General features: G+C 61.6%; 25 protein-coding genes and 1 pseudogene. 14 read left to right on the top strand and 12 right to left on the bottom strand.

Annotated elements, in window-relative coordinates:
* Positions 1–33: 33 nt before the first annotated feature.
* The 3 genes from dnaN to gyrB are packed head-to-tail and all read left to right on the top strand — an operon-like array spanning position 34 to position 4,665.
* Complete coding sequence (gene dnaN / locus CDO35_RS12510) at positions 34–1,137, top strand: DNA polymerase III subunit beta (protein ID WP_099525050.1); 1,104 nt, start codon at positions 34–36, stop codon at positions 1,135–1,137.
* The gene (gene recF / locus CDO35_RS12505; protein ID WP_099525049.1) at positions 1,137–2,240 is read left to right on the top strand and encodes a DNA replication/repair protein RecF; all 1,104 of its coding nucleotides are present in this window, start codon (positions 1,137–1,139) and stop codon (positions 2,238–2,240) included. The genes dnaN and recF overlap by 1 nt, the downstream gene beginning before the upstream one ends.
* A gap of 4 nt (positions 2,241–2,244) precedes the next feature.
* Entirely contained in the window at positions 2,245–4,665 is a 2,421-nt protein-coding gene (gene gyrB / locus CDO35_RS12500; protein WP_099525048.1) for a DNA topoisomerase (ATP-hydrolyzing) subunit B, read from the top strand.
* A gap of 95 nt (positions 4,666–4,760) precedes the next feature.
* Here gyrB and CDO35_RS12495 read toward each other — a convergent pair whose 3' ends face one another.
* Positions 4,761–5,198, bottom strand: coding sequence for a hypothetical protein (locus tag CDO35_RS12495; protein ID WP_099525047.1), 438 nt, complete (start codon positions 5,196–5,198; stop codon positions 4,761–4,763).
* A 482-nt stretch (positions 5,199–5,680) separates the two neighbouring features.
* On the opposite strand from CDO35_RS12495, the gene CDO35_RS12490 reads away from it, so the two are divergent.
* The 5 genes and pseudogenes from CDO35_RS12490 to CDO35_RS12470 all read left to right on the top strand — a co-directional run bounded on the left by CDO35_RS12490 (position 5,681) and on the right by CDO35_RS12470 (position 8,277).
* The gene (locus CDO35_RS12490) at positions 5,681–6,133 is read left to right on the top strand and encodes a hypothetical protein (RefSeq protein ID WP_099525046.1); all 453 of its coding nucleotides are present in this window, start codon (positions 5,681–5,683) and stop codon (positions 6,131–6,133) included.
* A gap of 97 nt (positions 6,134–6,230) precedes the next feature.
* A pseudogene (locus CDO35_RS22965) lies at positions 6,231–6,920 on the top strand (RHS repeat domain-containing protein); the annotation flags it as partial.
* A gap of 9 nt (positions 6,921–6,929) precedes the next feature.
* A complete protein-coding gene (locus CDO35_RS12480; protein ID WP_099525045.1) occupies positions 6,930–7,379 on the top strand; it encodes a hypothetical protein in 450 nt (149 codons plus the stop codon).
* A 167-nt stretch (positions 7,380–7,546) separates the two neighbouring features.
* Positions 7,547–7,828, top strand: coding sequence for a hypothetical protein (locus tag CDO35_RS12475; RefSeq protein ID WP_099525044.1), 282 nt, complete (start codon positions 7,547–7,549; stop codon positions 7,826–7,828).
* 89 nt (positions 7,829–7,917) lie between these two features.
* Positions 7,918–8,277, top strand: coding sequence for a hypothetical protein (locus CDO35_RS12470; protein WP_099525043.1), 360 nt, complete (start codon positions 7,918–7,920; stop codon positions 8,275–8,277).
* 302 nt (positions 8,278–8,579) lie between these two features.
* Here CDO35_RS12470 and CDO35_RS12465 read toward each other — a convergent pair whose 3' ends face one another.
* The 11 genes from CDO35_RS12465 to glyQ all read right to left on the bottom strand — a co-directional run bounded on the left by CDO35_RS12465 (position 8,580) and on the right by glyQ (position 20,139).
* Positions 8,580–9,731, bottom strand: a complete 1,152-nt coding sequence (locus tag CDO35_RS12465; protein WP_099525042.1) for a GGDEF domain-containing protein — start codon at positions 9,729–9,731, stop codon at positions 8,580–8,582.
* A gap of 68 nt (positions 9,732–9,799) precedes the next feature.
* Positions 9,800–10,732, bottom strand: a complete 933-nt coding sequence (locus CDO35_RS12460) for a phosphatidate cytidylyltransferase (RefSeq protein ID WP_099525041.1) — start codon at positions 10,730–10,732, stop codon at positions 9,800–9,802.
* Between the two features lies 1 nt (position 10,733).
* Positions 10,734–11,357 (bottom strand): lysophospholipid acyltransferase family protein, encoded by a 624-nt coding sequence (locus CDO35_RS12455; protein WP_074938679.1) that lies wholly within the window; start codon positions 11,355–11,357, stop codon positions 10,734–10,736.
* A gap of 9 nt (positions 11,358–11,366) precedes the next feature.
* Positions 11,367–11,801: a hypothetical protein gene (locus CDO35_RS12450; protein ID WP_099525040.1), complete on the bottom strand. Its 435-nt coding sequence runs from the start codon at positions 11,799–11,801 to the stop codon at positions 11,367–11,369.
* The gene (locus CDO35_RS12445) at positions 11,791–13,128 is read right to left on the bottom strand and encodes a phosphatase PAP2/dual specificity phosphatase family protein (RefSeq protein WP_208019958.1); all 1,338 of its coding nucleotides are present in this window, start codon (positions 13,126–13,128) and stop codon (positions 11,791–11,793) included. The genes CDO35_RS12450 and CDO35_RS12445 overlap by 11 nt, the downstream gene beginning before the upstream one ends.
* Positions 13,128–14,882, bottom strand: coding sequence for a bifunctional alpha/beta hydrolase/class I SAM-dependent methyltransferase (locus CDO35_RS12440; RefSeq protein ID WP_099525039.1), 1,755 nt, complete (start codon positions 14,880–14,882; stop codon positions 13,128–13,130). The genes CDO35_RS12445 and CDO35_RS12440 overlap by 1 nt, the downstream gene beginning before the upstream one ends.
* Before the next feature lie 26 nt (positions 14,883–14,908).
* Positions 14,909–15,514: a CDP-alcohol phosphatidyltransferase family protein gene (locus tag CDO35_RS12435; protein ID WP_099525038.1), complete on the bottom strand. Its 606-nt coding sequence runs from the start codon at positions 15,512–15,514 to the stop codon at positions 14,909–14,911.
* A 245-nt stretch (positions 15,515–15,759) separates the two neighbouring features.
* Positions 15,760–16,527 carry a lysophospholipid acyltransferase family protein gene (locus CDO35_RS12430; RefSeq protein ID WP_099525037.1) on the bottom strand — a complete coding sequence of 256 codons (768 nt, stop codon included), beginning with the start codon at positions 16,525–16,527 and terminating at the stop codon, positions 15,760–15,762.
* Positions 16,528–16,540: 13 nt separating this feature from the next.
* A complete protein-coding gene (gene gmhB, locus CDO35_RS12425) occupies positions 16,541–17,071 on the bottom strand; it encodes a D-glycero-beta-D-manno-heptose 1,7-bisphosphate 7-phosphatase (RefSeq protein ID WP_099525036.1) in 531 nt (176 codons plus the stop codon).
* Positions 17,072–17,140: 69 nt separating this feature from the next.
* Complete coding sequence (gene glyS, locus CDO35_RS12420; RefSeq protein WP_099525035.1) at positions 17,141–19,195, bottom strand: glycine--tRNA ligase subunit beta; 2,055 nt, start codon at positions 19,193–19,195, stop codon at positions 17,141–17,143.
* The gene (gene glyQ, locus CDO35_RS12415) at positions 19,192–20,139 is read right to left on the bottom strand and encodes a glycine--tRNA ligase subunit alpha (RefSeq protein ID WP_059391132.1); all 948 of its coding nucleotides are present in this window, start codon (positions 20,137–20,139) and stop codon (positions 19,192–19,194) included. Before glyQ ends, glyS begins: the two co-directional genes overlap by 4 nt.
* A gap of 172 nt (positions 20,140–20,311) precedes the next feature.
* On the opposite strand from glyQ, the gene CDO35_RS12410 reads away from it, so the two are divergent.
* The 6 genes from CDO35_RS12410 (at position 20,312) to CDO35_RS12385 (ending at position 26,870) form a co-directional block, all read left to right on the top strand.
* Positions 20,312–20,866 carry a DNA-3-methyladenine glycosylase I gene (locus tag CDO35_RS12410; RefSeq protein WP_079785066.1) on the top strand — a complete coding sequence of 185 codons (555 nt, stop codon included), beginning with the start codon at positions 20,312–20,314 and terminating at the stop codon, positions 20,864–20,866.
* Positions 20,863–21,474: a pyridoxamine 5'-phosphate oxidase family protein gene (locus CDO35_RS12405; protein ID WP_099525034.1), complete on the top strand. Its 612-nt coding sequence runs from the start codon at positions 20,863–20,865 to the stop codon at positions 21,472–21,474. The genes CDO35_RS12410 and CDO35_RS12405 overlap by 4 nt, the downstream gene beginning before the upstream one ends.
* Before the next feature lie 101 nt (positions 21,475–21,575).
* Positions 21,576–22,463 carry a lysophospholipid acyltransferase gene (locus CDO35_RS12400; RefSeq protein WP_099525033.1) on the top strand — a complete coding sequence of 296 codons (888 nt, stop codon included), beginning with the start codon at positions 21,576–21,578 and terminating at the stop codon, positions 22,461–22,463.
* 128 nt (positions 22,464–22,591) lie between these two features.
* Positions 22,592–22,858, top strand: coding sequence for a PilZ domain-containing protein (locus CDO35_RS12395; protein ID WP_017676293.1), 267 nt, complete (start codon positions 22,592–22,594; stop codon positions 22,856–22,858).
* Positions 22,859–22,978: 120 nt separating this feature from the next.
* A complete protein-coding gene (mprF, locus tag CDO35_RS12390) occupies positions 22,979–25,615 on the top strand; it encodes a bifunctional lysylphosphatidylglycerol flippase/synthetase MprF (RefSeq protein WP_099525032.1) in 2,637 nt (878 codons plus the stop codon).
* 1 nt (position 25,616) lies between these two features.
* Positions 25,617–26,870 (top strand): virulence factor family protein, encoded by a 1,254-nt coding sequence (locus CDO35_RS12385; RefSeq protein WP_279432784.1) that lies wholly within the window; start codon positions 25,617–25,619, stop codon positions 26,868–26,870.
* Positions 26,871–26,954: the final 84 nt, after the last annotated feature.

Genomic DNA, 26,954 nt, shown 5'->3' with positions numbered 1-26,954 from the left:
TCAATGCAGCTCCACGAGGCAAGGGACTAGACCATGCATTTCACTATTCAACGCGAAGCCCTGTTGAAACCCCTGCAACTGGTCGCCGGTGTCGTGGAACGACGCCAGACGCTGCCGGTTCTGTCCAACGTCCTGCTGGTGGTCGAAGGCCAGCAGTTGTCGCTCACCGGTACCGACCTCGAGGTCGAACTGGTTGGCCGCGTCACGCTGGAAGACGCGGCCGAGCCGGGTGAAATCACCGTGCCGGCGCGCAAGCTGATGGACATCTGCAAGAGCCTGCCAAGCGACGCGATGATCGACATTCGTGTCGATGACCAGAAGTTGCTGGTCAAGGCCGGTCGCAGTCGCTTCACCCTGTCGACACTGCCAGCCAACGACTTCCCCACCGTTGAGGAAGGTCCAGGTTCGCTGACCTTCAACTTGCCGCAAGCCAAGCTGCGTCGCCTGGTCGAACGGACCAGCTTCGCCATGGCCCAGCAGGATGTGCGCTACTACCTCAACGGCATGCTTCTGGAAGTGCAGAGCGGCCTGCTGCGTGCAGTCGCTACCGACGGCCACCGTCTGGCCATGTGCTCTATGGAGGCTGCCATCCAGCAGGAAGGCAAGCACCAAGTCATCGTGCCGCGTAAAGGTATTCTCGAGCTGGCTCGCCTGCTGACCGAGCAAGACGCCGAAGTCGCCATCGTTCTTGGGCAGCACCACATCCGTGCCAACACCGGTGAGTTCACTTTCACTTCGAAGCTGGTGGACGGCAAATTCCCGGATTACGAGCGCGTGCTGCCGCGCGGTGGCGACAAGCTGGTGCTGGCGGATCGTCAGGGCCTGCGCGAAGCCTTCAGCCGCACCGCGATTCTGTCCAACGAGAAGTACCGCGGCATTCGCCTGACCCTGGCTTCTGGTCTGCTGAAAATTCAGGCCAACAACCCGGAGCAGGAAGAGGCCGAGGAAGAGATCGTTATCGACTATTCGGGCAGCGGTCTGGAGATTGGTTTCAACGTCAGCTATCTGCTGGATGTGTTGGGCGTGATGGGCACCGAGCAGGTCCGCCTGATTCTCTCCGACTCCAACAGCAGTGCCCTGCTGCAGGAAGCCGATAACGACGACTCTGCCTACGTTGTCATGCCGATGCGTCTTTAATGTCCCTGAGCCGTATCACGGTCACCGCGGTGCGCAACCTGCACCCGGTGACCCTCTCTCCCTCCTCCCGCATCAATATCCTTCACGGCGCCAACGGCAGCGGCAAGACCAGCCTGCTTGAGGCGATCCATCTGCTTGGCCTCGCCCGCTCCTTCCGCAGCACACGACTGCAGCCGGTCATTCATTACGAACAACCTGCCTGTACCATTTTCGGTCAGGTGCAGTTGGCCGAAGGCGGCTCCAGTAATCTGGGCATCTCTCGCGACCGTCAGGGCGAGCTGCAGATTCGTATCGATGGGCAGAACGCTCGCAGTGCTGCGCAGCTGGCTGAGCTACTACCACTGCAGGTGATCAACCCCGATAGTTTTCGCCTGCTTGAAGGCGCACCGAAGATTCGCCGGCAGTTTCTCGACTGGGGTGTGTTCCACGTGGAACATCGCTTTCTCGGTGCCTGGCAACGCCTGCAGAAAGCCCTGCGGCAGCGGAACTCGTGGCTGCGCCATGGTACACTTGACGGTGCTTCGCAGGCCGCGTGGGACCGCGAGCTATGCAGCGCCAGTGAGGAAATCGACACCTATCGACGTGCTTACATTCAGGCCTTGAAGCCAGTGTTCGAACAGACACTGGCCGAGCTGCTGGAGCTGGAAGGGCTGACCCTGAGTTACTACCGCGGGTGGGACAAGGATCGTGAGCTGAGCGAGGTGCTCGCTACCTCCCTCCTCCGCGACCAGCAACTCGGGCATACCCAGGCTGGGCCGCAGAGAGCTGATTTGCGTCTTCGGCTTGCGGGGCACAACGCGGCAGAAATCCTGTCGCGAGGACAACAGAAACTGGTCGTTTGCGCGTTACGCATCGCCCAGGGTCACTTGGTCAATGAAGCCAAGCGTGGCCAATGTATCTATCTGGTGGACGACCTACCGTCGGAACTGGATGAGCAGCATCGCCAGGCATTGTGCCGGTTGCTGGAAGATTTGCGCTGCCAGGTGTTCATCACCTGTGTAGATCATGAATTGTTGAGGGAAGGCTGGCAGACGGATACGCCGGTTGCCATGTTCCACGTGGAACATGGCCGTATCACCCAGACCCAAGACCATCGGGAGTGAAGGCATGAGCGAGAACCAAACGTACGACTCCTCCAGCATCAAGGTGCTGAAAGGACTGGACGCCGTACGCAAACGTCCCGGGATGTACATCGGTGACACTGACGATGGTAGTGGTCTGCACCACATGGTGTTCGAGGTGGTCGATAACTCGATCGACGAAGCGCTGGCAGGCTATTGCAGCGAAATCACCATCACCATCCACCCGGATGAGTCGATCAGCGTGCGTGACAACGGCCGTGGTATCCCGGTCGACATGCACAAGGAAGAAGGCGTCTCGGCGGCCGAGGTCATCATGACCGTGCTGCACGCCGGCGGTAAATTCGACGACAACAGCTACAAGGTATCCGGCGGCCTGCATGGCGTGGGTGTCTCGGTGGTCAATGCCCTCTCCAAGGAGCTGGTGCTGACCATCCGTCGTAGCGGCAAGATCTGGGAACAGACCTATGTGCATGGCGTACCACAAGCGCCTCTCGCCGCTGTTGGTGATACCGACGGTACCGGCACGCAGATCCACTTCAAGCCGTCCGAAGAGACCTTCGCCAACATTCACTTCAGCTGGGACATTCTGGCCAAGCGTCTGCGTGAGCTGTCCTTCCTCAACTCCGGCGTAGGCATCCTGCTGCGTGACGAGCGCACCGGCAAGGAAGAGCTGTTCAAGTACGAGGGTGGTCTGAAAGCCTTCGTCGAGTACCTAAACACCAACAAGACCGTAGTCAACCAGGTGTTCCACTTCAACATCCAGCGCGAAGAAGACGGCGTGGGTGTCGAAGTAGCCCTGCAGTGGAACGACAGCTTCAACGAGAACCTGCTCTGTTTCACCAACAACATTCCACAGCGCGACGGTGGTACTCACCTTGCCGGCTTCCGCTCCGCCCTCACCCGCCACCTGAACAACTACATCGAGGCCGAAGGCCTGGCGAAGAAGTTCAAGGTTTCCACCACTGGTGACGATGCCCGTGAAGGCCTGACTGCGATCATCTCGGTCAAGGTGCCGGACCCGAAATTCAGCTCGCAGACCAAAGACAAACTGGTATCGAGTGAGGTGAAAACCGCAGTCGAGCAGGAGATGGGCAAGTACTTCTCCGACTTCCTGCTGGAGAACCCCAACGAAGCCAAGGCCGTGGTCGGCAAGATGATCGATGCTGCACGTGCCCGCGAAGCGGCTCGTAAAGCCCGTGAAATGACTCGCCGTAAAGGTGCGCTGGACATCGCCGGCCTGCCCGGCAAGCTGGCCGACTGCCAGGAAAAAGACCCGGCGCTGTCCGAACTCTACATCGTGGAGGGTGACTCCGCGGGCGGTTCTGCCAAGCAGGGCCGTAACCGCAAGACCCAGGCTATCCTGCCGCTCAAGGGCAAGATCCTCAACGTCGAACGTGCACGCTTCGATCGCATGATTTCCTCGCAGGAAGTCGGCACGCTGATCACTGCACTCGGCTGCGGTATCGGTCGTGAGGAGTACAACATCGACAAGCTGCGTTACCACAACATCATCATCATGACCGATGCTGACGTCGACGGTTCGCACATCCGTACCCTGCTGCTGACCTTCTTCTTCCGTCAGCTGCCGGAGCTGGTCGAGCGTGGCTACATCTATATCGCTCAGCCGCCGCTGTACAAGGTGAAGAAAGGCAAGCAGGAGCAGTACATCAAGGACGACGAGGCCATGGATGAATACATGACTCAGTCGGCCCTGGAAGACGCCAGCCTGCACGTCAACGAGAACGCTCCAGGTCTTTCTGGCAGTGCGTTGGAGAAACTGGTCGGCGACTACCGTGGCGTGATGAAGACCCTTGATCGCCTGTCGCGCGTCTACTCCAAGGACATCACAGAGCACTTCGTCTATCTGCCGCGTATTTCGGTGGAGCAGCTCGCGGACCAGGCGTTCATGAAGAACTGGCTGGAAGGCTTTGCGGCACGTCTGAAGACTACCGAGAAGTCTGGCCAGACCTACAGTGCCAGCCTGCGTGAAGACCACGAACGCCACCTGTGGCTGCCGGAAGTGGAAGTCAGATCGCACGGTCTTTCCAGCTACACCACCTTCAACCGCGACTTCTTCGCCAGCAACGATTACAAAACTGTCACCAGCCTGGGTGATCAGCTGAACAACCTGCTGGAAGAAGGCGCCTACGTGCAGCGTGGCGAGCGCAAGAAGCCGGTCAACACCTTCAAGGAAGCGCTGGACTGGCTTATGACCGAAAGCACCAAGCGCCACAGCATCCAGCGATACAAAGGTCTCGGTGAGATGAACCCGGATCAGCTGTGGGAAACCACCATGGACCCGGAAGTACGCCGCATGCTCAAGGTGACTATCGAGGACGCCATCGCTGCCGACCAGATCTTCAACACTCTGATGGGCGATGCTGTGGAGCCGCGCCGCGACTTCATCGAGTCCAACGCCCTGGCGGTATCGAACCTGGACTTCTAATGGCCTGCTAGCAGAGCTATTAGCTGGCGTTAAATGAAAAGCCCCTGTCGATGTGAGTCGACAGGGGCTTTTCAGTTTTTTGGGATAGCGCGTTCTTACTTGAAACGCTTACGCCACGCCGCGCGCTGCCCTCGTACTTCCACCATGGCTGCTAGCATTGCGCGATAGCGCTTGCTGTTGAGGGTCAGGAGGGTAGCCAACGACAGCAGCAGACCGATGGAGTACAGCAGATCAGGCGCTCGCCTGCCCCAGTGTCCGACGACCACCAATATGCACACCACCATGGCTGCGACGATCAACCAGACCGCCCAGGGACGGCCGCGGATCACCAGAAGGTTGGCGCCACACAGGTATAAGGATATCCCGCAGCTGCCCAGCATCATGTAGATGCCATAGTCATCCAGGCTGGGCGGATAGACCTCCAGCAGCAGAATCTGACTGACCGCCAGGGAAAACAGCGCCAGAAAGAACGCAGCGATGAAGACCGGGAAGTGCCGACGCAAAATTGTTAAGAAGTCTAAAGACTGGTTCACCTCTTTGTGAGCTCCATTCAAGAATAGTCTTAATGTCTATTGCATAGTTTACGCTTATTGATGTCCATTTATCGTGATGATGGACAGCCGTAGTAAATAGTAATGAACATAAAGATGGTCATCATTTCGGCTATTTTTGATTGGAGGTTCTCAGAATGGAATCTTTATGATCAAGAAATTTTCATCTTTGTCTGGGGCTAACATTCGACACCGGAAAATTGATGGCTAGTAATGAAAAACTCTGAGTTACCCAGGCTAGAGGGATTAGATATTTAAAATTCCTAATAAATAGGAAAAGATAGCTATATCGGCTTGAAGAACATAACTATTTTAAAGGCGACAAAAGCAAGAAATAGATGGGTAAATGTTTATTCTTTTATTTTTGATTAACGTGAAAAGGCAGACTTTCTTCTAGATCAATCGATTAATGCGTAGATTAAGTGCTGTTCGAGACAGATTTTCTACCAAGTCAAGGATCCGACATGAGCAAGCGCCTTCGTATACGTCTACTGATGCTCGGTATGCTGACCAGTCTTTGTGCATGCGCCGAATCGACACCACCGCTTGCCACAGATAGATCTAACTACCCGGAGCAAGTAGCTCTGGCAGGGCAGATTTATATACTGGAGGGTGCCAAGCGGGCCTGCATATTGCGCAAGCCAGACCAGAGCGTACTGGCCCTAGAAATTCCCTCGCCCTGTCATTTCAGTGTTGGCAAGGATGGCCAGGCCCATGTAGAAATTTTTCAGAATGTGCCGATCGTTATAGTGCTGCACGTAACCCCTGTGGCGGATAGCAAGCCGGAGTGTCGTTCGCAATACAAGGCCATTCGACTGATCGAGGGCCAGTTGGAGCCATCAGTGCTGGCTCAGAGCGCCAGTTGCCTGCGCGGTGTCGGCGATCAGAAGAACTACACCGCGATGTTCGACTGGTAAACCTGCGCATGGCTATCCCATAGCCTGGATCGGCCTGCGCCTGCTCAGCGAAACGGCCAACACGGCCTTTAGCTCTACGACGAAAGCAGCTACGACCCGCTTGCGCTACTACCACACGGATCCGAACGGTTTACCGCAGCAACTCACCGAAGATGACGGCCGCTGCATCTGGCAGGCCCGTTATCAGGTCTGGGGCAACACCCTGGCCGAACAGCAGGAAAGCTTCTTTGTCGAAGAACAGAACCTGCGCTTCCAGGGCCAGTACCTGGACCGCGAAACCGGGCTGCACTACAACACCTTCAGATTCTACGATCCGGATATCGGTAGGTTTATCAGCCCGGATCCGATTGGGTTGGCGGGTGGGATCAACCTGTTTCAGTACGCGCCGGAGCCGTATGGGTGGGTGGATCCGTGGGGGTGGAAGTGCTGGAGTTCCTCAAGGCGTAGTTATTGGAAAAACGCGGCTAAAAATTCTCCGCCTGGAAAATTCTCTCCTCGAAACCTAAGTAGAATGCGGAGGGGGCTCGCTCCACGGATGGTCGTAAAAGTAAGGTACAAAGATACGTTGACGAATAGAGTCAAAGGTCGAGTTGGCCAAGAAAGAAACATTACGGTTCCTATTGAGCTAAATCACCAATATATCCCGCAGCGCTCAGGGTCGAGCACAGTTGCACATGAGGGCTGGAACCTTCAGCCGGCTACTCCCTGGGGGCACGCATCAATGGACCCTTATCGAAACCTTGGATGGGATCTGATAAAAATAATTACCCCTGTAAATAAATTTTAGGAGAAGGTTATGGAAAGAGAAGAATTCGAAGATGTCTTGAATGGTTTTCTAAATAAAGAAAAGAAGGCTTGCATTTTTACAGTGGGTGCAGAGGTGTTTGTAGAAGGTCTTTACTTGGAGATATTGCAAGATAAGCCAAAGAATCCAAAAAAGTGGTTAGCTGAGAAGCTACAAAGCAAATTTCTCTGTTTGTCAGAACCTCCAATTTGGAGAGGTGAGCCGGATTGGCCTTTTTATAAAGGTGAGCCGATGATTTTCATGACGCAGACATCTACCTCGCTGGAGAAAAATAAAGAGCTTGCAGAGTACTTTCCGATAGGTGATACCGTTTATGTGTTTTCAAGTAAAAACCCTCCAAAACCCCAAGAAGGTGAGTCATGGAATACGGTTTATAAAATAGTTATTCAGGACAATGAAGGTGGTTATACAGAAGAGGCTAATTACTGCGAGGGGATGTAGGTAAAATTTGTCGCGGCAACGAATACTGGAGTAGACCACGATTAGCTCCATAAAATTTGGAAAAGGAAAAGTGGGGCAGGGTTATTGTCGGCCACTGGTGGTGCGGGCCAGTAAATAAATCCCTTTGTCCACCCTGGTACCAACCTCATTTCCTTCGGAGCCTTCTAATGGAGCTACTGGAGCACGATTATCCTGGCGACGAGACCTGGCACAACTATGTTGACCTCTACCGAGAGGATTACAACGATGCCAAGGCTAGCGTCCTAGCCCAGCGCCTTGATGGTCATGATGACATCGCGGTGGTCATCTATGGGAAAAGGGGCCTAGAAGAAGGGCTATGGTATGTCGAGCAGCAGGTGCCGGCGCTTGATGGCCTACGTCCTGACGCGTGTCTCACCGATCCGATCTTGCTGAAGCGTCTAAAGACCGCGCTAATGCGCATGCCCTAGCGAAGAGTAAAAATGGGAAAGGGGGCAGATTTAATTTCTTCACACCTGTTGTGGGTAAATAAATCTGTCTGCGTTTTTATTAAGGAATCATGAGTAATCCTGTTAAAAAACAACTATTCGATGGCGTTGAAAGCGATTTCTACGTGTTCAGTTCAATATTGGATACGCCAGATTTTGGACCAGTGCACTTCGACAATCGGCAGGTCCAGTATTTATGGGAACTGGGTGAACGGCAGGCCGATGCGCTGGTAGGTCTGATTCCTGGCGCAAGAAAGCATCTGGATTTTCTAGGCGAAACGCCCGCGTACAAGCAAGGAAACCTTGCGCTCTACGTGCAGCGCGTTACTGGTCGAGACGACAACCACTCGGTACTCATCGTCGTAGCTGCAGGCGAATCGCAACCTGCGCGCTTCGTGGTCGATCTGTGTGGCGTGTTTGTGGACGAGTAATAGCGTCAGGCTCAAGTCATGGTCTTTTGCGATTATCGCTATGGCAAAAGGCTTACACGCCGAAGCGCAACGGACTTCTCCCGTCGCTTCCGTGGGCTGGTTAATCTATACACACCTACCGGGAACTGGATGTCCCGAGTCATGGAAGACAGACCGCGCCAGGACGGCAAACGACAGGATGTCGGAAGGTCTTAAAAAACCCGCTTCGGCGGGTTTTTTGTTGCCTGCAGGAAAGTCAGGCGACGCTGAACGCTGGTAGCCAGGCATGACACAGGTCTGCCCGTAAATCCGAGCCCCTCCTGTCAGTCCGCCGTCGCCAGGACCTGTGTATTACGCCCAGCGTGCTTGGCGCGATAGAGCGCGGTGTCGGCCTTGAGTAGCATGCCGGTGATGTCCTCGGCGATGGAGTTGCTGCTGCCGTAAACACCGGCGCTAAAGCTCAGGGCAATGGTCTTGCTGTCAATCTGCGCCGGGTGCTGGGTCAGGGATTGGCGTAGCTGATCGACCAGCTCCAGCGCGCCATTGGCGTCGGTGCCGGGCAGGATCAGCAGGAATTCCTCACCACCATAGCGGCCGATGCTGTCGTTACGCCGCAGGCGCTGCTGAAGATGGTCCGCGCAATGCCTGAGCACGTCATCGCCGACCAGATGGCCGTGGCTGTCGTTGATCTGTTTGAAGTGATCCAGATCGAGCATGGCGATGGACAGCGGGGTGTGTTGGCGGCGGGCGCGCTCCAGCTCGTCGGTGAGTCGTTCGATTATCGCCAGGCGATTGGGCAGCCGGGTAAGCGTGTCGCGCAGAGCGGTCTGACGCAGCTCCGACTCGATGCGCTCGCGCGACAGCAGTACCAGGCCGAAGGAGAACATGATGATGGTGGCGGCGCCGAGGGCGACCGATACCGTCTGCTTCAGGTTGCTGACGTCGTAGTGCATCTCCGCCGGCGCACCGCTGAGGATGACCACCACACGAATGCCTAGGCCGAACAGGCTGATGCCTGCACCTATCATCAGGATGCGATGGGCGCGCCCACCCTGCACGGCATGGAGAAGGCTCAAACGTAGGATCACCAGGCATTGAGTGAACAGCAGCAGGCAGGCCACCAATTGGCGGGGTTCTTCGGTGTGGATCAGCAGGCTGAGCAAAGCGCCCAATAGCAGCGGGAAAGCGAAGGCCAGCCGCCATGGCGGGCGGCGGCCATGGATCAGCGGCAGGCTGACGGTGTAGAACGCCAGCGCGGTGGACAGCAAGGTGTTGGCCAGCACATAGGTCAGCCACATCGAGGCCAGCCCGAACAGGGTAAAGCCGATGTAGGCCAGCGCATGGGAGAGCATGCCCAGCCCAGTGGTGAGCATGCCGTCGCGATGACGCAATTGGCCAACCAGGATCAGACAGCTGCCCATGATCACGGCGACCAGCGCGACGGCTCCGAACAGTGTCTGGGTGTGGGCGACCATATCGGCCTTCTGGTTCTAGGGGGTTACTTAACTCTAGTGCAATCCCCTGTCACATTGCTCGTGTTCGATCAGGCCCACCAGTAGCGCACCATATGGAAGAACACCGGTGCGGCGAAACATACCGAGTCGAGGCGGTCGAGCATGCCGCCGTGGCCTTCGATCATGTGGCCCCAGTCTTTCACGCCGCGGTCGCGCTTGATCGCCGACATCACCAGACCGCCGGCGAAGCCGAGGATGCACACCAGCAGGGCGAACAGTGCGGCCTGCCAGAAGGCGAACGGCGTGATCCAGCACAGCATGGCGCCGATCAGCGTGGCCAGGGCTACGCCACCGATAAAGCCTTCCACGGTTTTCGACGGAGAGAGATTCGGCGCGATCTTGTGTTTGCCGGCCAGCTTGCCGCAGACGTACTGCAGCACATCGGAGAGCTGCACGACAATGATCAGCCAGGCGATCAGCAGCAGGTTGCGCCCCTCGTAGCCGGGGATGTCCAGGGTCAGCAGCGCTGGTACCGAAGAGATGCAGTACACGGCGATCATCAACCCCCACTGCACCTTGGCCGCGCGCTCCAGATAGCGCGTGGTGTCGCCGCCCAGCGAGGCGAGGATCGGCAGCAGCAGGAACAGGTAGACCGGGATGAAGATGGCAAACAGGCCGTACCAGCCCAGGGCGATCAGCAGGTATTGCATCGGCAGGGCGAAGTAGAAGGCGGCTACCAATGCCGGGTAGTCGCTGCGCCGGGTCGGCGTCAGCGTCATGAACTCGCGCAGCGCATAGAACGACACGAAGTAGAACAGCACGACGACGCCGACGTTGCCGAACAGGAAGGCGATGCCGATTACCAGCACCATCACCCACCAGGCGTTGATCCGCGCGTTGAGGTTGTCGATCACCGGGTTGGGCTGATCGCCACTGCGCCGCTTGAGGACGAAGCCGACCAGGCTGGCCAGCAACAGCAGGGCACCGATACCGGCGAACAGCAGCAAAGTGTTGTTATCCATCTCAGGCCTCCTCGGGTGCCAGTGCCAGCAGGGCGTTACGCGCGCGTTCCAGGAAGGCATCTTTGCCCTCCCCCTCGATGGGCTCCAGTGCCGCACCGAAGCTCAGGGTGCACAGCAGCGGCAGCGGTAGCGCCCTGCCCTTGGGCATCACTCGGTTGAGATTGGCGATCCACACCGGCACCAGCTCCACGTCCGGCCGCGCCTGAGCCAGGTGATAAAGGCCGCTCTTGAACGGCAGCAACGGCTCGTCGCCGAGGTTGCGCGTCCCCTCGGGGAAGATGATCAGCGAGTCGCCGCCATCCAGCGCATCGAGCATCGCCTGCAGCGGGTTGACCCCTTCCTCCTTGCGCTCGCGGTCAACCAGCACACCGTTGAACACCTTGTTGATCAGAAAGCTGCGCACCCCCGGCTTTTGCCAGTAGTCGGCGCCGGCTACCGGCCGGGTGCGCTTGCGCAGCTCCGGTGGCAGTGAGGCCCAGAGCAGGACGAAATCGCCATGGCTGCTGTGGTTGGCGTAGTACAGACGTTGCGTCGCCTGCGCGGTGCTGCCGAGCCACAGGGCTCGTGCGCCGGTCAGCAGACGAGCTGCCGAGGTGATGGCGAAAGCGGTCAATGCAGCGAGCATGGCGACTCCTTAAGCGAAAACGATGAAGAACCCGAGTACGACGATGACGATCTGTAGCAGCAGACACAGCGCCTGTTTGCGCAGCAGGCCGAGTGCGCCCTGAGAGCGAAGGCTCCAGGTGCGACCAGCCTGCTGCGCATTCTGCAGGCCCAGATTCTGTAGGGCCTGATCCAGCGCACGAGTCTGGCTGTCGAGCTGTTCGCCGGCTTCAGCCAGGCGTTGGAACAGCTCGGCATCCAGCGCCACGCGCAGCGCCCAGTATTTTTCGGCCAGGCCGGCGATCAGCAGCGCGGCACAGAGCAGCGCCAGGATCAGGCTTGGCGGGGGGGCCAGCCAAGGCGCCAGGCCAAAGACCACGGCGACCAGACTCAGCGCGCTGGAGCAATGATCGAGGCTGCGCCCACGTCGCAACAGTGCCGCGACCAGCAGCAGATCAGCCTGCATGAGCGACCTCCAGCCCCGGTTGTGCATCGACCATGGATTGCAGCGCGGCCAGATGCTGCGGGCCGAGCACGACCTGTGGCCGAGCCTGGCGAATCAGTTCTACGGCGGCCTCGACGTTTTGGCAGCGGCCACTGTGCAGCAGCCAGGCGGCGACGGCAGTGGCACTGCGCGAATAACCCAGGGCGCAGCACACCAGCAGCGGGCCGTTATGGCGCAGGCGTTCGATGGCCTCGGCGGCGCGTTGGCAGGTCAGCGCATCGGGCGCCACCAGGTCCAGCGACGGCAGGCTGTAATAGGCTGGCGGCGTGCGTTGCAGCGGCAGTTCGGCGCAGAGGTCAACCAGGCTGGCAAACCCTTCGAGATCGTGCGGCGCAGGGAGTCGGCCAAGATGGATGCCCTCGAACACCTGGCTGGGCTTTGGCCGGCGATAGGTCCACAGCCGCGAGTTGATCCAGGCACCGAGCAGATAGGGTGCGAGCAATACTGTGGCGGCCGGACTGAGGCAGCCGTCGGCTTGCTTCTGGAAGCCGACAGCGCCAAATAGCAGGTAGTTGAGCGCGACCATCGCCAGGGCAACCGCCGGCCAGAACAGCCACAGCCAGGCGCCGCCCAGCTTGACGGCCAGCACGGCGCATAGCGTTGCGCCAAGCCCGTAGCGCAGTGCCAGGCGCCAACAGCGCGGATCGCTGGCCAGGCGTATCTGCTTCAGCGGCGTATCGCCCTGGAGCGGTAGCAGCCACAGGCAGAAGAAGCCGGCCAGCGCCCCGGTGGGCACGTCGATGAAGTGGTGTTGCCAGGTGGTCAGCACCGAGATGCCGATCAGCGCCATCCACCCGTGCAGCAGGCTGCGCCAGAACAGCCCGCGGGTGTGATTGGCGAACATCGCCCAGATGATCACCAGCAGGGTGATATGCAGCGAGGGCGCCTGGTTGAAGGGTTTGTCGAAGCCCATCAGCACGTCGAACATCAGGCCGAAAGTGCCATCCAGTGGCGGCCGCTCGAAGGTAAAGCGCAGCGGCCAGAGCAGGAAGCAGGCGACGCAGATGACCTGCGCGGCGAGCAGGCGCAGGGCATGGCGATCCATCTCGCGGCGGCAGGCTGGCAGCAGGAAGGACAGACCGTATAGCAGGTCGATCGACCAGTACGGCACGATGGTCCAGGGCCACAGCGGGATCTGCGGTTCCCAGGTGAAGACCAGGCTGCCGACATCAGCGCGCTGCCCGGTGAACCAGTTGGCGAAGCCGTAGCTGGCGAAGAACAGCGGGCCAAGCACCAGCAGCCAGAGTACGCCGCGCTTCCACAATCCCTGTTCGCGCGCGCTGTCCATCACTTCACCCGTTGCGCCAGGGACACGCTGAAGATGCCCCATTGGTCGATGCGCTGGGCCACCTTGCGAAAGCCTGCGGCCTCGACCAACTGATCCATCTCTGCCTGGCTACGCCGGCGCATGACCCAGGCCTGGCCATCGCGGTGGCTGGTCAGAGCACGGGCGATCAGCTCCAGTTGCGGGTGCCAGGGCTGGCCGGTGTAGACCAGGTAACCGCCCTCCTCGACCGCCGCTGCCAGGCCGGCCAGCGAATCACTGACCATCTGGTTGCTGCCGAACAGTTCATACAGGCCGGAGACCACCGCCAGGGTCGGCTTGGGATCTAGCGCGGCGAGATCGTCACGGTCGAAGGCATCGCCTTTGACGAAGCGGGCGATATCGCCCAGGCCCTTCTGCTGGATCAGCGCATTGCCGTCACGCACGTTGATGTCGCTGTAGTCGCGCAGCAGGATCGCGTCGGGACGCTGTTCCTGGCCTTCCAGCGATTCGAGGATGTAGCGGCCATGGCCGGCGGCAATATCGACGATACGCACCGCCCTGTTCGCTTCACGCAGTTTGCTCATGGCCAGGCGCAGCAGCTCTTCGGCATGCAGTTTGCGCTGACGAATGCCGCGCCAGCCGATGGAGTCCAGGTAGTTCTGGTCGATAAGGCGGCCCAGCGCGCCCTTGCCGGTGGGCTGGTTGCGGTAGACGTAATCGAGGGTGCTGCCGGAATCGAAGCCGGTGTCGAAGCCAAGCTTTACCCCGGCCGACAGCGTGCTGCCCAGGCGCATGCTGGCACGGGTGGCGCGCCAGTAGAGATCGCGCAGCGAGTTATTCGGCAGTGGTGCGGCCAGCTCTTCGGCTTCGGCGCAGGTGGCTCCCAGGCGGTCGGCATCGAGCAGCGAGGGACGAGTGACCGGCTCCTCGAAGTTGCGCAGGATAAAGCGCCGCGCGCGGCTCAGTGCGTGGGCGCGGTCACGTTCACCCAGGGTGTCGTGGAAGAAGCCCGGCAACAGGTGCTTTTCCTTGCGCAGGCTGCCAAGGCGCTCGAAGAAGTCTTCCTGCGGTTTGCGGTGGACTACGAAGTCGGCGCCGGAGATCAGTAGCTGGGTCGGCACCTGGATCGCCTGGGCGTCGGCGACGATGCGATCAGCGGCTTCGTACAGGCCGAGCAGCATGGTCACCGAGATCGGCCGGGCGATCAGCGAGTCGTTCTCGAAGGAGGCGACACGCTCGGGATCGTGGCTGAGGAACCTCGCCTTGACGTAACTGTTGACGAAGAAGTTGCCGCGCCAGGCGTGCATCAGCTTCAAACCGGGGCGTGCGAAGGGCACATAGAGCTTGACCTTGAACGCCGGCGAGGCGAGCACCAGGCAGCGCACCTTGGGTGCGTAGTCGTGGGCCCAGGTGGAGATGATCACCGCGCCGACGCTCTGCGCCACCACCGCCAGATCTTCTTCGGCGATGGCGTGCTGGCTGCCGATGTGCTCGATGAAGGTCTGCACGTCACGCACGCTGGTGGCGAAGCTCGGGCTGTCGCCGCGTGCACCGGGCGACAGGCCATGACCACGGGCATCCCAGGCGAAGAAGTCGCAGTGCGGCAGATCCAGTTCGTCCACCAGGTGGGCCATGCGCCCGCCGTGTTCATGCCCGCGATGAAAAAGCACCACGGCCTGGCGCGGACCATCGGCGAGGGCAGTCGCCGGCCAGTGGCGGTAGCTCAGCTCGACGCCGTCATGGGTACTGAACGTGTGCAGTTGTACGGGGCGCATGGAATCTCCTTATTCCTTAGGACAGCTCAGGCCACTTCGGCCAGGCCATGGCGAACGCGGTTGTAGAGGGTGTAGAGCAGCAGGGCGAGGATCAGGCCCAGCAGCAGATTGATCCACAAGGCTGGCAGCAGGCCCGTGGCGACGCCAGCGCCGATCACGCCGAAGCAGAGGGCGCGGTCGCTCTTGCCCATCGGCCCGTCGTAGCGCCGGGAGGCGCCGACCATGGGCCCGAGTACGCCGGCGTATTCGCTGATCACCGCCAGCAGCACCACAACGATCACCAGCAGTGGCGAGACGCCTGCCAGCAAGGCGAAGGGCAGATACAGGGCACTGTCGGCGACCACGTCACAGAGTTCGTTGAGGTAGGCGCCAAGTTTCGACTGCTGACCGAATTCACGCGCGAGCATGCCGTCGACGGCATTCAAGGCCATGCGCAGCAGCATCCACAGGGGGATCAGGGCGAACAGCCAGGTGATGTGGCTGAATGCAGCGAGCAGGGCGCCGAGCAGTACGGAGACCACGGCCGCGGTCAGGGTTACCTGGTTGGCGGTGACGCCACGAGCATGCAGGCGTTCGACGCCGGGGCGCAGCAGGTTCTGGAAAGCCGGTTTGAGCTGGTAGATCGACGGCATGGCAGCGAATTCCCTTTCTTGTCCCATCTTCGGCCATTGCCGCGGGCGAGACTGTGAACCCGTCGTGGTAGAGGCGGATTTATCGGCGGCATGTAGCCGCCGGAAGGCCAATAGCAGTCAGGCGTGAGCCACAACTTATACCCTGTTACGGGATTTTCCTAGCGCAGTGGATTCGCCAGGAAAATCAGCCAGATGCGAGCGATGGTGGCGCTTTGCTTGCATTTGACGCACAGCTTATCCACAGATCAGACGGTTTCGCCTAGCCGGCTCAGTTGCGGCTCTTCGCCGCGCAGTTCGGTCTGTTGCTGGCGTACCCACTGGAAGGCGCGCTCGTTGAGCTCGGCGATGGCACGCGGGCCTTCGCCCTCGGCGTACATCGGTGCGCCGATGATCACCTGAACCGTTCCCGAGCGCTTGGACCAACCGACCTTGGGCCAGAACTCGCCGGCGTTGTGCGCGATGGGCAGCACCGGCAGGCCGGCATTCACCGCCAGGGCGGTACCGCCGCGGGAGAACTTGCCGATCTGGCCCGGCGGAATCCGCGTGCCTTCGGGGAATACCAGTACCCAGGCGCCCTGCTTGAGGCGCTCATCACCCTGCTTGGCCAACTGCTTGAGCGCGGCCTTGGGGTTGCTGCGGTCGATGGCGATGGGCTTGAGCAGCGCCATGCCCCAGCCGAAGAACGGCACGCGCAGCAGCTCGCGCTTGACCACCTGCGACAGTGGCTCGAAGAAACCGCAGAGGAAGAAGGTTTCCCAGGTGCTCTGGTGGTTGGCGAGGATCACGCAGGGGCGCTCGGGGATGTTCTCCGCGCCGCGCACTTCATAGCGGATACCGACGATCACCTTGGCCAGCCACACGGCGCAGTTGCACCAGGCCTGGACGACGAAGCGGTAGCGCTGGCGGAACGGCAGCAGCGGTGCGACCACCAGGCTGATCAGGCACCAGAAGAACGAGCTGGACGACAGCAGCAGGTAGAAAAGCGTGACTCTGAATGCCTGCACTAGCGCCATGAACCTTCACACCTTATGAGAGCAGTTGATCGGCGACAGCCGCCAGATCATCGAATACCAGGGTTCCTGGCGGCAGAGGCTTGGCCAGGGTTCGCTCGCCCTTGCCGGTTTTCACCAGCACAGGCTGACAATCGACGGCCAGCGCGGCCTGCAGGTCACCGCTGGTATCGCCGACGAACCAGATTCCTGCCAGTTCCGTGGCGTAGTGCGCAGCGATCTGCTCGAGCATGCCCGGTTTCGGTTTGCGACAGTCGCAGCCGTCATCCGGGCCGTGCGGGCAATGCACGATCAGACCGACTTCACCGCCCTGCTCGGCCACCAGCTGGCGCAGGCGCGCGTGCATCGACTCTAGGGTCGCCAGGTCGTAATAGCCACGGGCGATGCCGGACTGGTTGGTGGCCACGGCCACCGTCCAGCCCGCCTTCGACAGGCGTGCGATGGCGGTGATCGACGACGGGATCGGAATCCACTCGTCGAGCGTCTTGATATAGGCGTCGGAGTCTTGGTTGATGACACCGTCGCGGTCGAGGATCAGCAGTTTCATGCAGCCACGCCAGAAGCAGAGGTGGAAACGAACGCTGGCCGCGAAAACCTTCGCGGCCAGCGCCTGGCGTCAGCCCAGTACCGAAATGTCCGCCACGCCGAGGAACAGCCCGCGCAGGCGGGCCAGCAGGGCATAACGGTTGGCGCGCACGCGCGCGTCTTCGGCGTTGACCAGCACCGCCTCGAAGAAGGCGTCCACCGGCTCACGCAGGCTGGCCAGCTTGGCCAGGGCCTCGTTGTACTGGCGGGCAGCGGCCAGCGGCTGTACGGCCTGGTCGGCCTGCTGGATGGCGGCGTGCAGGGCGAACTCGCTGGGGTTGTCGAAGTAGTGCGCTTCGACCTGGGCGGCGACGCCACCTTCGGCCTTGCTCAGCAGGTTCGACACGCGCTTGTTGGCGGCGGCCAGGGCAGCGGCTTGCGGCAGCTTGCGGAAGGCCTGCACGGCCTGCACGCGCTGGTCGAAGTCCAGTGGCGAGGTCGGACCCACCGCACGCACGGCCTGGTACACGGCGACTTCGATGCCTTCGTCTTCATAGCGCGCACGCAGGCGGTCGAAGATGAATTCCAGCACCTGAGCTGCCAGACCGTCGGTTTTGATCTTGCCGGCGTACTGGGCGACGGCGAAGTCGACCGCAGTGGCCAGGTCCAGATCCAGGCCCTTCTCGATCAGGATGCGCAGCACGCCGAGGGCGGCGCGACGCAGAGCGTAGGGGTCCTTCGAGCCGGTCGGCAGCATGCCGATGCCGAAGATGCCGACCAGGGTGTCGAGCTTGTCGGCCACGGCCACGGCCGCACCGGTGAGGGTGCTCGGCAGTTCGGCGCCGGCACCGCGCGGCATGTACTGCTCGTTCAGGGCCAGGGCGACGTCCTGCGGCTCACCGTCGTTGAGCGCATAGTAGTAGCCGGCGATGCCCTGCATCTCGGGGAATTCGCCGACCATCTCGGTGGCCAGGTCGCACTTGCTCAGCAGGCCGGCACGGGCGGCGCGCTGGGCGTCGCCACCGACTTCGCGGGCGATGAAACCGGCGAGCGCCGAGACGCGTTGGGCCTTGTCGAACACCGAACCCAGCTGGGCCTGGAACACCACGTTGGCCAGGCGCTGGTTGAAGCCTTCGAGCTTCTGCTTCTTGTCCTGCTTGAAGAAGAACTCGGCGTCGGTCAGGCGCGGACGCACGACTTTCTCGTTACCGGAGACGATCTGTGCCGGGTCCTTGGACTCGACGTTGGCCACGGTGATGAAGCGCGGCAGCAGCTTGCCGTTCGCATCGAGCAGGCAGAAGTACTTCTGGTTGTCCTGCATGGTGCTGATCAGCGCTTCCTGCGGCACCTCGAGGAAGCGTTCTTCGAACGAGCACACCAGCGGCACCGGCCATTCGACCAGGGCGGTGACTTCATCCAGCAGCGCTGGCGGCACGATGGCGCTGCCGTTCTCGGCGGCAGCCAGTTCGTCGACGCGGCGGCTGATGATCTCGCGGCGTTCGGCGAAGTCGGCCAGCACATAGGCGCTGCGCAGGTCTTCGGCGTAGTTGGCCGGGCTGCTGATGCGCACGTCGCGGTTGGCATGGAAGCGATGGCCGCGGGACACGCGACCAGCCTTCTGCGCGAGGATCTCGCAGTCGACTACGGCGTCACCGAAGAGCATCACCAGCCACTGGGTCGGACGCACGAATTCGTCACGACGGGCGGCCCAACGCATGCGTTTCGGGATCGGCAGGTCGTTCAGCGAGTCCTGCACGATGGTCGGCAACAGGTTCACCGCCGGCTGGCCAGGGATGTGCTGGGCGAAACGCAGTTTGGCGCCACTGCGGTCGATCTCGGCGATGTCCACGCCGCACTTGCGGGCGAAGCCCAGGGCGGCCTGGGTCGGGTTGCCGTCGGCATCGAAGGCGGCCTGGATGGGCGGGCCGTCGAGGTTCATGCTGCGGTCGGCCTGCTGCTCTTCGAGCTGCTCGATCAGCACTGCCAGGCGGCGCGGCGCGGCATACACACGGCTGGCTGTGTAGCCCAGGCCGGCGCCCTTGAGGCCTTTCTCGATACCGGCGAGGAAGGCATCACCGAGGCTCTTCAGGGCTTTCGGTGGCAGCTCTTCGGTGCCCAGTTCGACCAGGAAATCGTGTGCACTCATGCTTGCGCCTCCAGCTTGGCCAGTACTTCATCACGCAGTTCGGGGGTGGCCATGGGGAAGCCGAGCTTGGCGCGCGCTTGCAGGTAGCTTTGCGCCACGGCGCGGGCCAGGGTGCGCACGCGAAGGATGTACTGCTGGCGCGCGGTTACCGAGATGGCGCGGCGGGCGTCGAGCAGGTTGAAGGTGTGCGAGGCCTTGAGCACCATCTCGTAGGTCGGCAGCGGCAGCTCCAACTCGATCAGGCGGTTGGCTTCGCTCTCGTAGAAGTCGAACAGCTCGAACAGCTTCTCGACGTTGGCGTGCTCGAAGTTGTAGGTGGACTGCTCCACTTCGTTCTGGTGGAACACGTCGCCGTAGGTCACGGTGCCGAACGGGCCGTCAGTCCAGATCAGGTCATAGACCGAGTCGACGCCCTGCAGGTACATGGCCAGGCGCTCCAGGCCGTAGGTGATCTCGCCGGTCACCGGATAGCACTCGATGCCACCGACCTGCTGGAAGTAGGTGAACTGGGTGACTTCCATGCCGTTGAGCCAGATTTCCCAGCCCAGACCCCAGGCGCCGAGAGTCGGCGATTCCCAGTTGTCTTCGACGAAGCGGATGTCATGCACTTCCGGGTCGAGGCCGATGGCCTTAAGCGAACCCAGGTACAGCTCCTGGAAGTTCTCTGGGTTGGGCTTCAAGACCACCTGGAACTGGTAGTAGTGCTGCAGGCGGTTGGGGTTTTCGCCATAGCGGCCGTCGGTGGGGCGACGCGAAGGCTGCACGTAGGCGGCGTTCCAGGTCTCCGGGCCGATGGCGCGCAGGAAGGTGGCGGTGTGGAAGGTGCCGGCGCCTACTTCCATGTCGTAGGGTTGCAGCACCACGCAGCCCTGCTCGGCCCAGTAGTTCTGCAGGGCCAGGATCAGGTCCTGGAAGGTGCGCACGGCAGGCTTGGTCTGGCTCACGAAAAAATCACCTGTGGAGGCTTGCGAGGGAAAGCCGGGGAGTATATCGAAACTCGGCGCAGGCCGCAGGGTACGGCACATCGGCATCATTCAAGTCGTATGAAACTGTATTTATATCCAGTTATTTTGCCGCTATAGTCGTCGCTTCGACCCCTAACCGAGGCCTACGATCATGCCGCGCTGCTTCTGGTGTACCGACGATCCGCTGTACCAGGCCTATCACGACGAGGAATGGGGCGTGCCGCAGCGCGATGCCGGCCATCTGTTCGAGATGCTGCTGCTCGAAGGCGCGCAGGCCGGCCTGTCGTGGATCACCGTGTTGAAGAAGCGCGAGCGCTATCGCCAGGTGCTGCACGGCTTCGACCCCGAGCGTCTGGCGCGCTTGAGCGATGAAGAGATCGAAGTGCTGATGCAGGACCCCGGCATCATCCGCAACCGCCTCAAGCTCAAGGCCGTGCGGCAGAACGCTCAGGCCTGGCTGAAGCTGGACGACCCGGTAACGCTGCTCTGGTCTTTCGTGGGCGGTGTGCCGAAGATCAACCACTTCAGCGACCGTAGCCAGATGCTGGCGGTGACGCCCGAGGCCGAAGCGATGAGCAAGGCGTTGAAGAAGCTCGGCTTTACCTTCGTCGGGCCGACCATCTGCTATGCCTTCATGCAGGCCACGGGTATGGTGATGGACCACACCACTGACTGCGATCGCTATGCGCAACTGAGGGCGCCATGACCACTACCATCACCACGCTGGACCAACTGCAGGCGCTGTATGGGGAAAGCCACGAGCGCTCGCGGCGCAAGGAGCTGCCGCGACTGATCGAACCCTACCGCGCATTGATCGAGGCGTCGCCCTTCGTGGTGCTGGCGAGCGTCGGCCTGGATGGCCTGGATTGCTCGCCGCGTGGTGATGCGCCGGGGTTCGTGCACATCCTCGATGACCAGACCCTGCTGCTGCCGGATCGCCCCGGCAACAACCGCATCGACAGCCTGCGCAATATCCTGCTCAACCCGCAGGTGGCGCTGCTGTTCCTGATTCCGGGCGTGGGCGAGAGTCTGCGGGTCAACGGCCGTGCCGAAATATCCCTCGACCCCGAGCTGCTGGAACTGGGCCGTGCCCAGGACAAGCTGCCACGCAGCGTACTGCGCATCCATATCGACAGCTGCTACTTCCAGTGCTCCAAGGCGGCAGTGCGTTCCGGTCTGTGGGATGCATCGCGCCAGGTGGAGCGCGCCAGCCTGCCGAGCGCGGGCGATATCTTCCGCTGCATCTATGAGGAATTCGACGTCGAGGCCTACGAGCGCGATCTGCAACGGCGGCTGCGGACGAGCCTTTACTGACAGAGCTGGTCCTGGCCGTTACGCCTTGTCTTGCCTGCCTCACCAACGTTTTTGAACGTCCTGTTAAACTGGGCGCTTTGCAGAAACGCTTGGAGTCTCTCGTGGAAAAACTCAAGGGCGCCCTGGTGGTCGGGTTCCTGCGTCTGTTCGCACTGCTGCCCTGGCGTGCCGTGCAGGCCGTGGGCAATGCCATCGGCTGGCTGATGTGGAAGCTGCCGAACGGTTCGCGTGACGTGGTGCGCATCAACCTGAGCAAGTGCTTCCCGGAGCTGAATCAGGCCGAACTGGACAAACTGGTCGGGCAAAGCCTCAAGGACATCGGCAAGACCCTGACCGAAAGCGCCTGCGCCTGGATCTGGCCGGCGCAGAAATCGCTCAAGCTGGTGCGCGAAGTCGAGGGCCTGGAGGTGCTGCAACAGGCTCTGGTATCCGGCAAGGGCGTGGTCGGCATCACCAGCCACCTAGGCAACTGGGAAGTGCTCAACCACTTTTACTGCAACCAGTGCAAACCAATCATTTTCTACCGCCCGCCCAAGCTCAAGGCCGTCGATGAGCTGCTCCAGCAGCAGCGCGTGCAGATGGGCAACCGCGTCGCGCCGTCGACCAAGGAAGGCATCCTCAGCGTCATCAAGGAAGTGCGCAAAGGCGGCGCCGTGGGTATTCCGGCCGACCCGGAGCCAAGCCGTTCGTCGGGTGTTTTCGTACCCTTCCTCGGCACCACCGCGCTGACCAGCAAGTTCGTGCCGAGCATGCTCACTGGTGGCAAGGCGGTCGGCGTGTTCCTGCATGCGCTGCGCCTGCCGGATGGCAGCGGCTACAAGGTTATCCTCGAGGCGGCCCCCGAAGGCATGTACAGCGAGAACGTCGAAGAAGGCGTGGCGGCGATGAGCGAAGTGGTATCGCGTTACGTGCGTAACTACCCGAGCCAGTACATGTGGAGCATGAAGCGCTTCAAGAAACGCCCCGAGGGCGAGGCCAAGTGGTACTGACGTACTGCCACTGAGCACGATGATGAACGAAGGCGCCTCGATGGCGCCTTTTTTCTGTCGAGCGTTGGGAATTGCTTCGATTTTGCGTTATTAAAGGCTGCATCGCCCGCCTATCCCCCGGAGCCGTCATGCCGAACCAGCGCCAGCAGGTGCGTACCCCGATGAAGTGCCGGATCAAGATCAGCCACCCCAGCTTCGGCGAGCTGTTGGCGCAGACTCGTGACCTGTCCGATAGCGGTGTTTACGTGAAGCACCCGGACATGGCCAGCTTGTCGGTCGGCACCGAAGTGATCGGCCAGGTGCAGGATTTGCCCTTCCCTGCGCCGGTATTGAAGATGGAAGTGATGCGCGTGGATGCTGAAGGGGCGGGCTTGCGTTTTCTCGGCGAGGCCTGAGCCGCGCCAGCCAATCCGGACTTGCGTCAGGAATGTTTCGAAGCTGCGGAACATTTTGTTACATATACACTCTGATCTAGGCCTCACTCCGAGGTGGCGTCCATCAGAGGCGTTTTCGACATGAGTCGAGCGGTATCCGAACTTCCCGCTGAAAGCGCAGGCGCGCCAGATCTTCCTCCCTCTCCCCAATCCGGCTGGCTGCAACGCAACCGACACCTGATCGGCCTCGGCCTTTCGCTGCTGTTGTTCGGTCTGGCGCTGGTCGCCTGCTGGCACCTGGTGCGCGAGATCAATCCGGATCAGGTGCGCGAATCCCTGGCGGCCGTGCCGCCGCAGGCCTTGCTCGGCGCCTTGCTGGCCACCGTGCTGGGCTTTTTGGTGATGCTCGCCTACGAGTGGTCAGCCAGCCGCTATGCAAACGTCGATCTGCCGCCGCCGACCCTGGCGCTCGGCGGTTTCTGCGCTTTTGCCATCGGCAATGCCGTGGGCCTGTCGGCGTTGTCCGGTGGTTCGGTGCGCTACCGCCTGTACGGGCGCAATGGGCTGAGCGCGGGCGATGTGGCGCGCATGAGCCTGTTCGCCAGCCTGTCGCTCGGTGTCAGCCTGCCGATTCTCGCGGCGCTGGCGGCCCTGTTCGATCTTGAGGATGCCTCGGCCGCGTTGCGCCTGTCCGAGCCTGTGCTGGCAGTGCTGGCTGTTGCGATATTGCTCGTGGCGCTGGTGGTGGGGCTACTGGTCAGCCGTAAACGCCTTGCCGAGCGACCCGCACCCGGTTGCTGGCAGGTGGATCTCGGGCGTTTCAGCCTGCGCTTGCCGGGCCTGCGCATGAGTCTGACGCAACTGTTGATCAGCAGCCTGGATGTGCTGATTGCCGCCAGCGTGCTGTACCTGTTGCTGCCCGAGGCACCACCTTTTTCCTCCTTCGTGCTGATCTACATGCTGGCGCTGGCAGCCGGTGTGCTCAGCCATGTGCCGGGTGGCGTCGGGGTGTTCGAGGCGGTGCTGCTGGCAGCTTTCTCCTCGCGCATCGATCCGGCCGGATTGGTCGCGGCGATGCTGCTCTATCGGCTGCTCTACGTGATTTTGCCGCTGGTGGCGGCTGGGCTCCTGCTGCTGGCCGCCGAGGCGCGTCGTCTGTGGTTCCCGCGGCAGGTGGCGCGCATGGCCAGTGGTATGGCGGTACCCCTGCTGGCGCTGCTGGTGTTCTGCGCCGGTGCGGTGTTGCTGTTCTCCGGGGTGACGCCGACCATGGACGAACGCCTGGAGGCATTGGGTTTCCTCATGCCGCCGCAACTGGTGGCGGCCTCGCACCTGGCGGCCAGCCTGGTCGGCACGCTTTGCCTGCTGCTGGCGCAAGGGTTGCGTCGGCGCCTGTCGGCGGCCTGGGCACTGACCCTGGTGCTGCTCTGCCTGGGCGTGGTGTTGTCGCTGCTCAAGGGCTTCGACTGGCCGGAGGCCCTGGCCCTTGCGGCCATCGCCGGCTTGCTGGCGCTGTTTCGTCGCGAGTTCTACCGACGTAGCCGATTGATGGACGTGCCGGCATCCGGCCTGGCGCTGGCGGCAACGGTCGGAGTGATCGCCGCCTCGGTGTGGCTGCTGCTGTTCGCCTATCAGGATGTCGCCTACAGCCATCAGCTGTGGTGGCAGTTCGAGCTGGATGCCAATGCCCCGCGCGGCCTTCGGGCGGCGCTGGGCAGTGCCCTGGTGCTGCTGGCGGTCAGCCTGACCTGGCTACTGCGCGCCACGCCGCCAAGTATCAGCCTGCCAGACGGGGAGGCGTTGCTGCGCGCCCGTGCCATCGTCCAGGCCTCGCGTCAGCCGGAAGGTGGCCTGGCGCTGAGCGGTGACAAGGCGCTGCTGTTCCATCCAGATAGCGAAGCCTTCCTCATGTACGCCCGTCGCGGGCGCAGCCTGGTGGCACTGTTCGACCCGATCGGTCCGCCGGCTGCGCGTGCCGAGCTGATCTGGCAGTTCCGTGACCTCTGCGACCGCCACCATGCGCGGCCGGTGTTCTATCAGGTGCGCGCGGAGAACCTGCCCGGCTATATCGACATCGGCCTGACTGCGCTGAAGCTCGGTGAAGAGGCACTGGTGGATCTGAAAACCTTCGATCTGGCCAGCAACGGCAAGGAGATGAAAGCCCTGCGCTACACCTGGAATCGTGGTCAACGCGATGGCTTGAGCCTGGAATTCCACGCCCCCGGTCAGGTGCCGATGGAGGAGCTGCAGGCGATTTCCGATGCCTGGTTGCAGGGCAAGAACGTGCGCGAGAAGGGCTTTTCCCTGGGCCGCTTCAGCCCCGAATACCTGGCGCATTTTCGTGTCGTGGTGGTGCGCTTCGAGGGCCGCGCGGTGGCCTTCGCCAACTTGCTGGAATGCGAGACGCGTGCTGTGGCCAGCCTCGATCTGATGCGCGTGCTGCCGGATGCGCCGAAGTCGACCATGGAGTTTCTCATGCTTGGCCTGATCCAGCAGTTTCAGAGCGAGGGCTACGCACGTTTCAGTCTCGGCATGGTGCCGCTGGCCGGCCTGCAGACGCGCAAGGGTGCGCCGCTGCCGCTGCGTCTCGGCGCGATGGTGTTCGACCGTGGCGAGAACTTTTACAACTTCCAGGGCCTGCGCCGCTTCAAGGACAAGTTCCTGCCGCAGTGGGAGCCGCGTTACCTGGCCGTGCCGGCCGGGCTCGACCCCTGGGTGGCATTGGCCGACACCGCCACGTTGATCGCTGGCGGCCTGGGTGGACTGGTGAGGCGTTGAGATGAGCAGGACGACAAGGACGCTGAGTGGCGTGTTGTTGGTGGTTGCCCTGGCTGCAGGGGCGGCGGGTTGGTGGTGGTCGATGCGTGGCACCACGCAGTTCGAGACGCTGCAGATACAGGGCTCCTCGGCGCAATTGCTGAGCCAGGGCGAGGCGCGTCAGCGTGTGCTGCTGCTCGCTCCGGCTGACCAGGCGCTGGATGAAGCTACGCTACGCCGCCTTGCCGAAGTGGGCGATCTGCGCCTGCTGCAACTGCCCTTCGTTGCGGGCGACTGCAAGGCGCAACAGCAGCTGATCAGTCAGGCCAGCGAGGCGCTGGGCGGCGCGCCGACCCTGGTCGCTGGTATCGGCCCGGCAGCAGCCTCTGCCTGGCGCTGGCTGGCGGCGCAAAGCGACGACCAGGCTCAGGCGCTGTCGGTCGGCTTCGACCTGGCCAAACCCGATTGCGCCGAGCCGCTGCCCCAAAGGGCGGGGCACGGTCACTGGCTCGCCCTGTGGAATTACAATCCGGGTGACGACAACGCCCGCTTCCTGCGTGAGCAGGCCAACGGCGAGCCGCGCATCGGTACGTTGGGCACGCCGCTGCCGACCCTGCTGACCGATCAGTTGCAGCATTTGCTCGCCGGCCAGGGCGCGGCGATGCCGGTGATCGAGCATCCCTCGGCGCAACCGGCCGATACCCTGACCCTGTTCTATTCCGGCGATGGTGGCTGGCGCGATCTGGACCGCGCCTCGGCCGAACACATGGCCGCTGCCGGCTATCCGGTGGTGGGCATCGACACCCTGCGTTACTACTGGCAGCACAAGAGCCCGGAACAGAGCGCCGCCGACCTGTCGCGACTGATGCAGCAGTACCGCGACAAGTGGCAGGTAAAGCGCTTCGTGCTCGCCGGCTACTCGTTCGGTGCCGATGTGCTGCCGGCAATCTACAACCGCCTGCCGGCCAGTGATCAGCAGCAGGTCGATACCATGCTGCTGCTGGCTTTCGCCCGCAGCGGCAGCTTCGAGATCGCCGTCAGCGGCTGGCTCGGCAAGGATGGTGCGGAGGCGCCGACCGGCCCCGAACTGCGCAAGGTGCCGGCGGCCAAGGTGTACTGCATCTACGGCAGCGAGGAAGCGGCCGAGAGCGGCTGCACCGAAGCCGGTGCTCCGGGCGAGCAGCTGATGATCAAGGGCGGGCACCACTTCGATGGTGACTACGCCGCGCTGGCGCAGAAGATGCTGGCGGCGATAAAGGCGCGGCAGCCGCGTTAGTTTCGCTGACGCATACCAACGGATTGCCCTGATTCTGTAGGATCGGATTCATCCGCGAGAAATCGCGGCTAAAGCCGCTCCTAC

Source organism: Pseudomonas sediminis (genome assembly GCF_002741105.1).
GTDB lineage: Bacteria > Pseudomonadota > Gammaproteobacteria > Pseudomonadales > Pseudomonadaceae > Aquipseudomonas > Aquipseudomonas sediminis.
The sequence above is the reverse complement of the archived record's forward strand: the minus strand, read 5'-3'. Positions and strand labels throughout refer to the sequence as shown.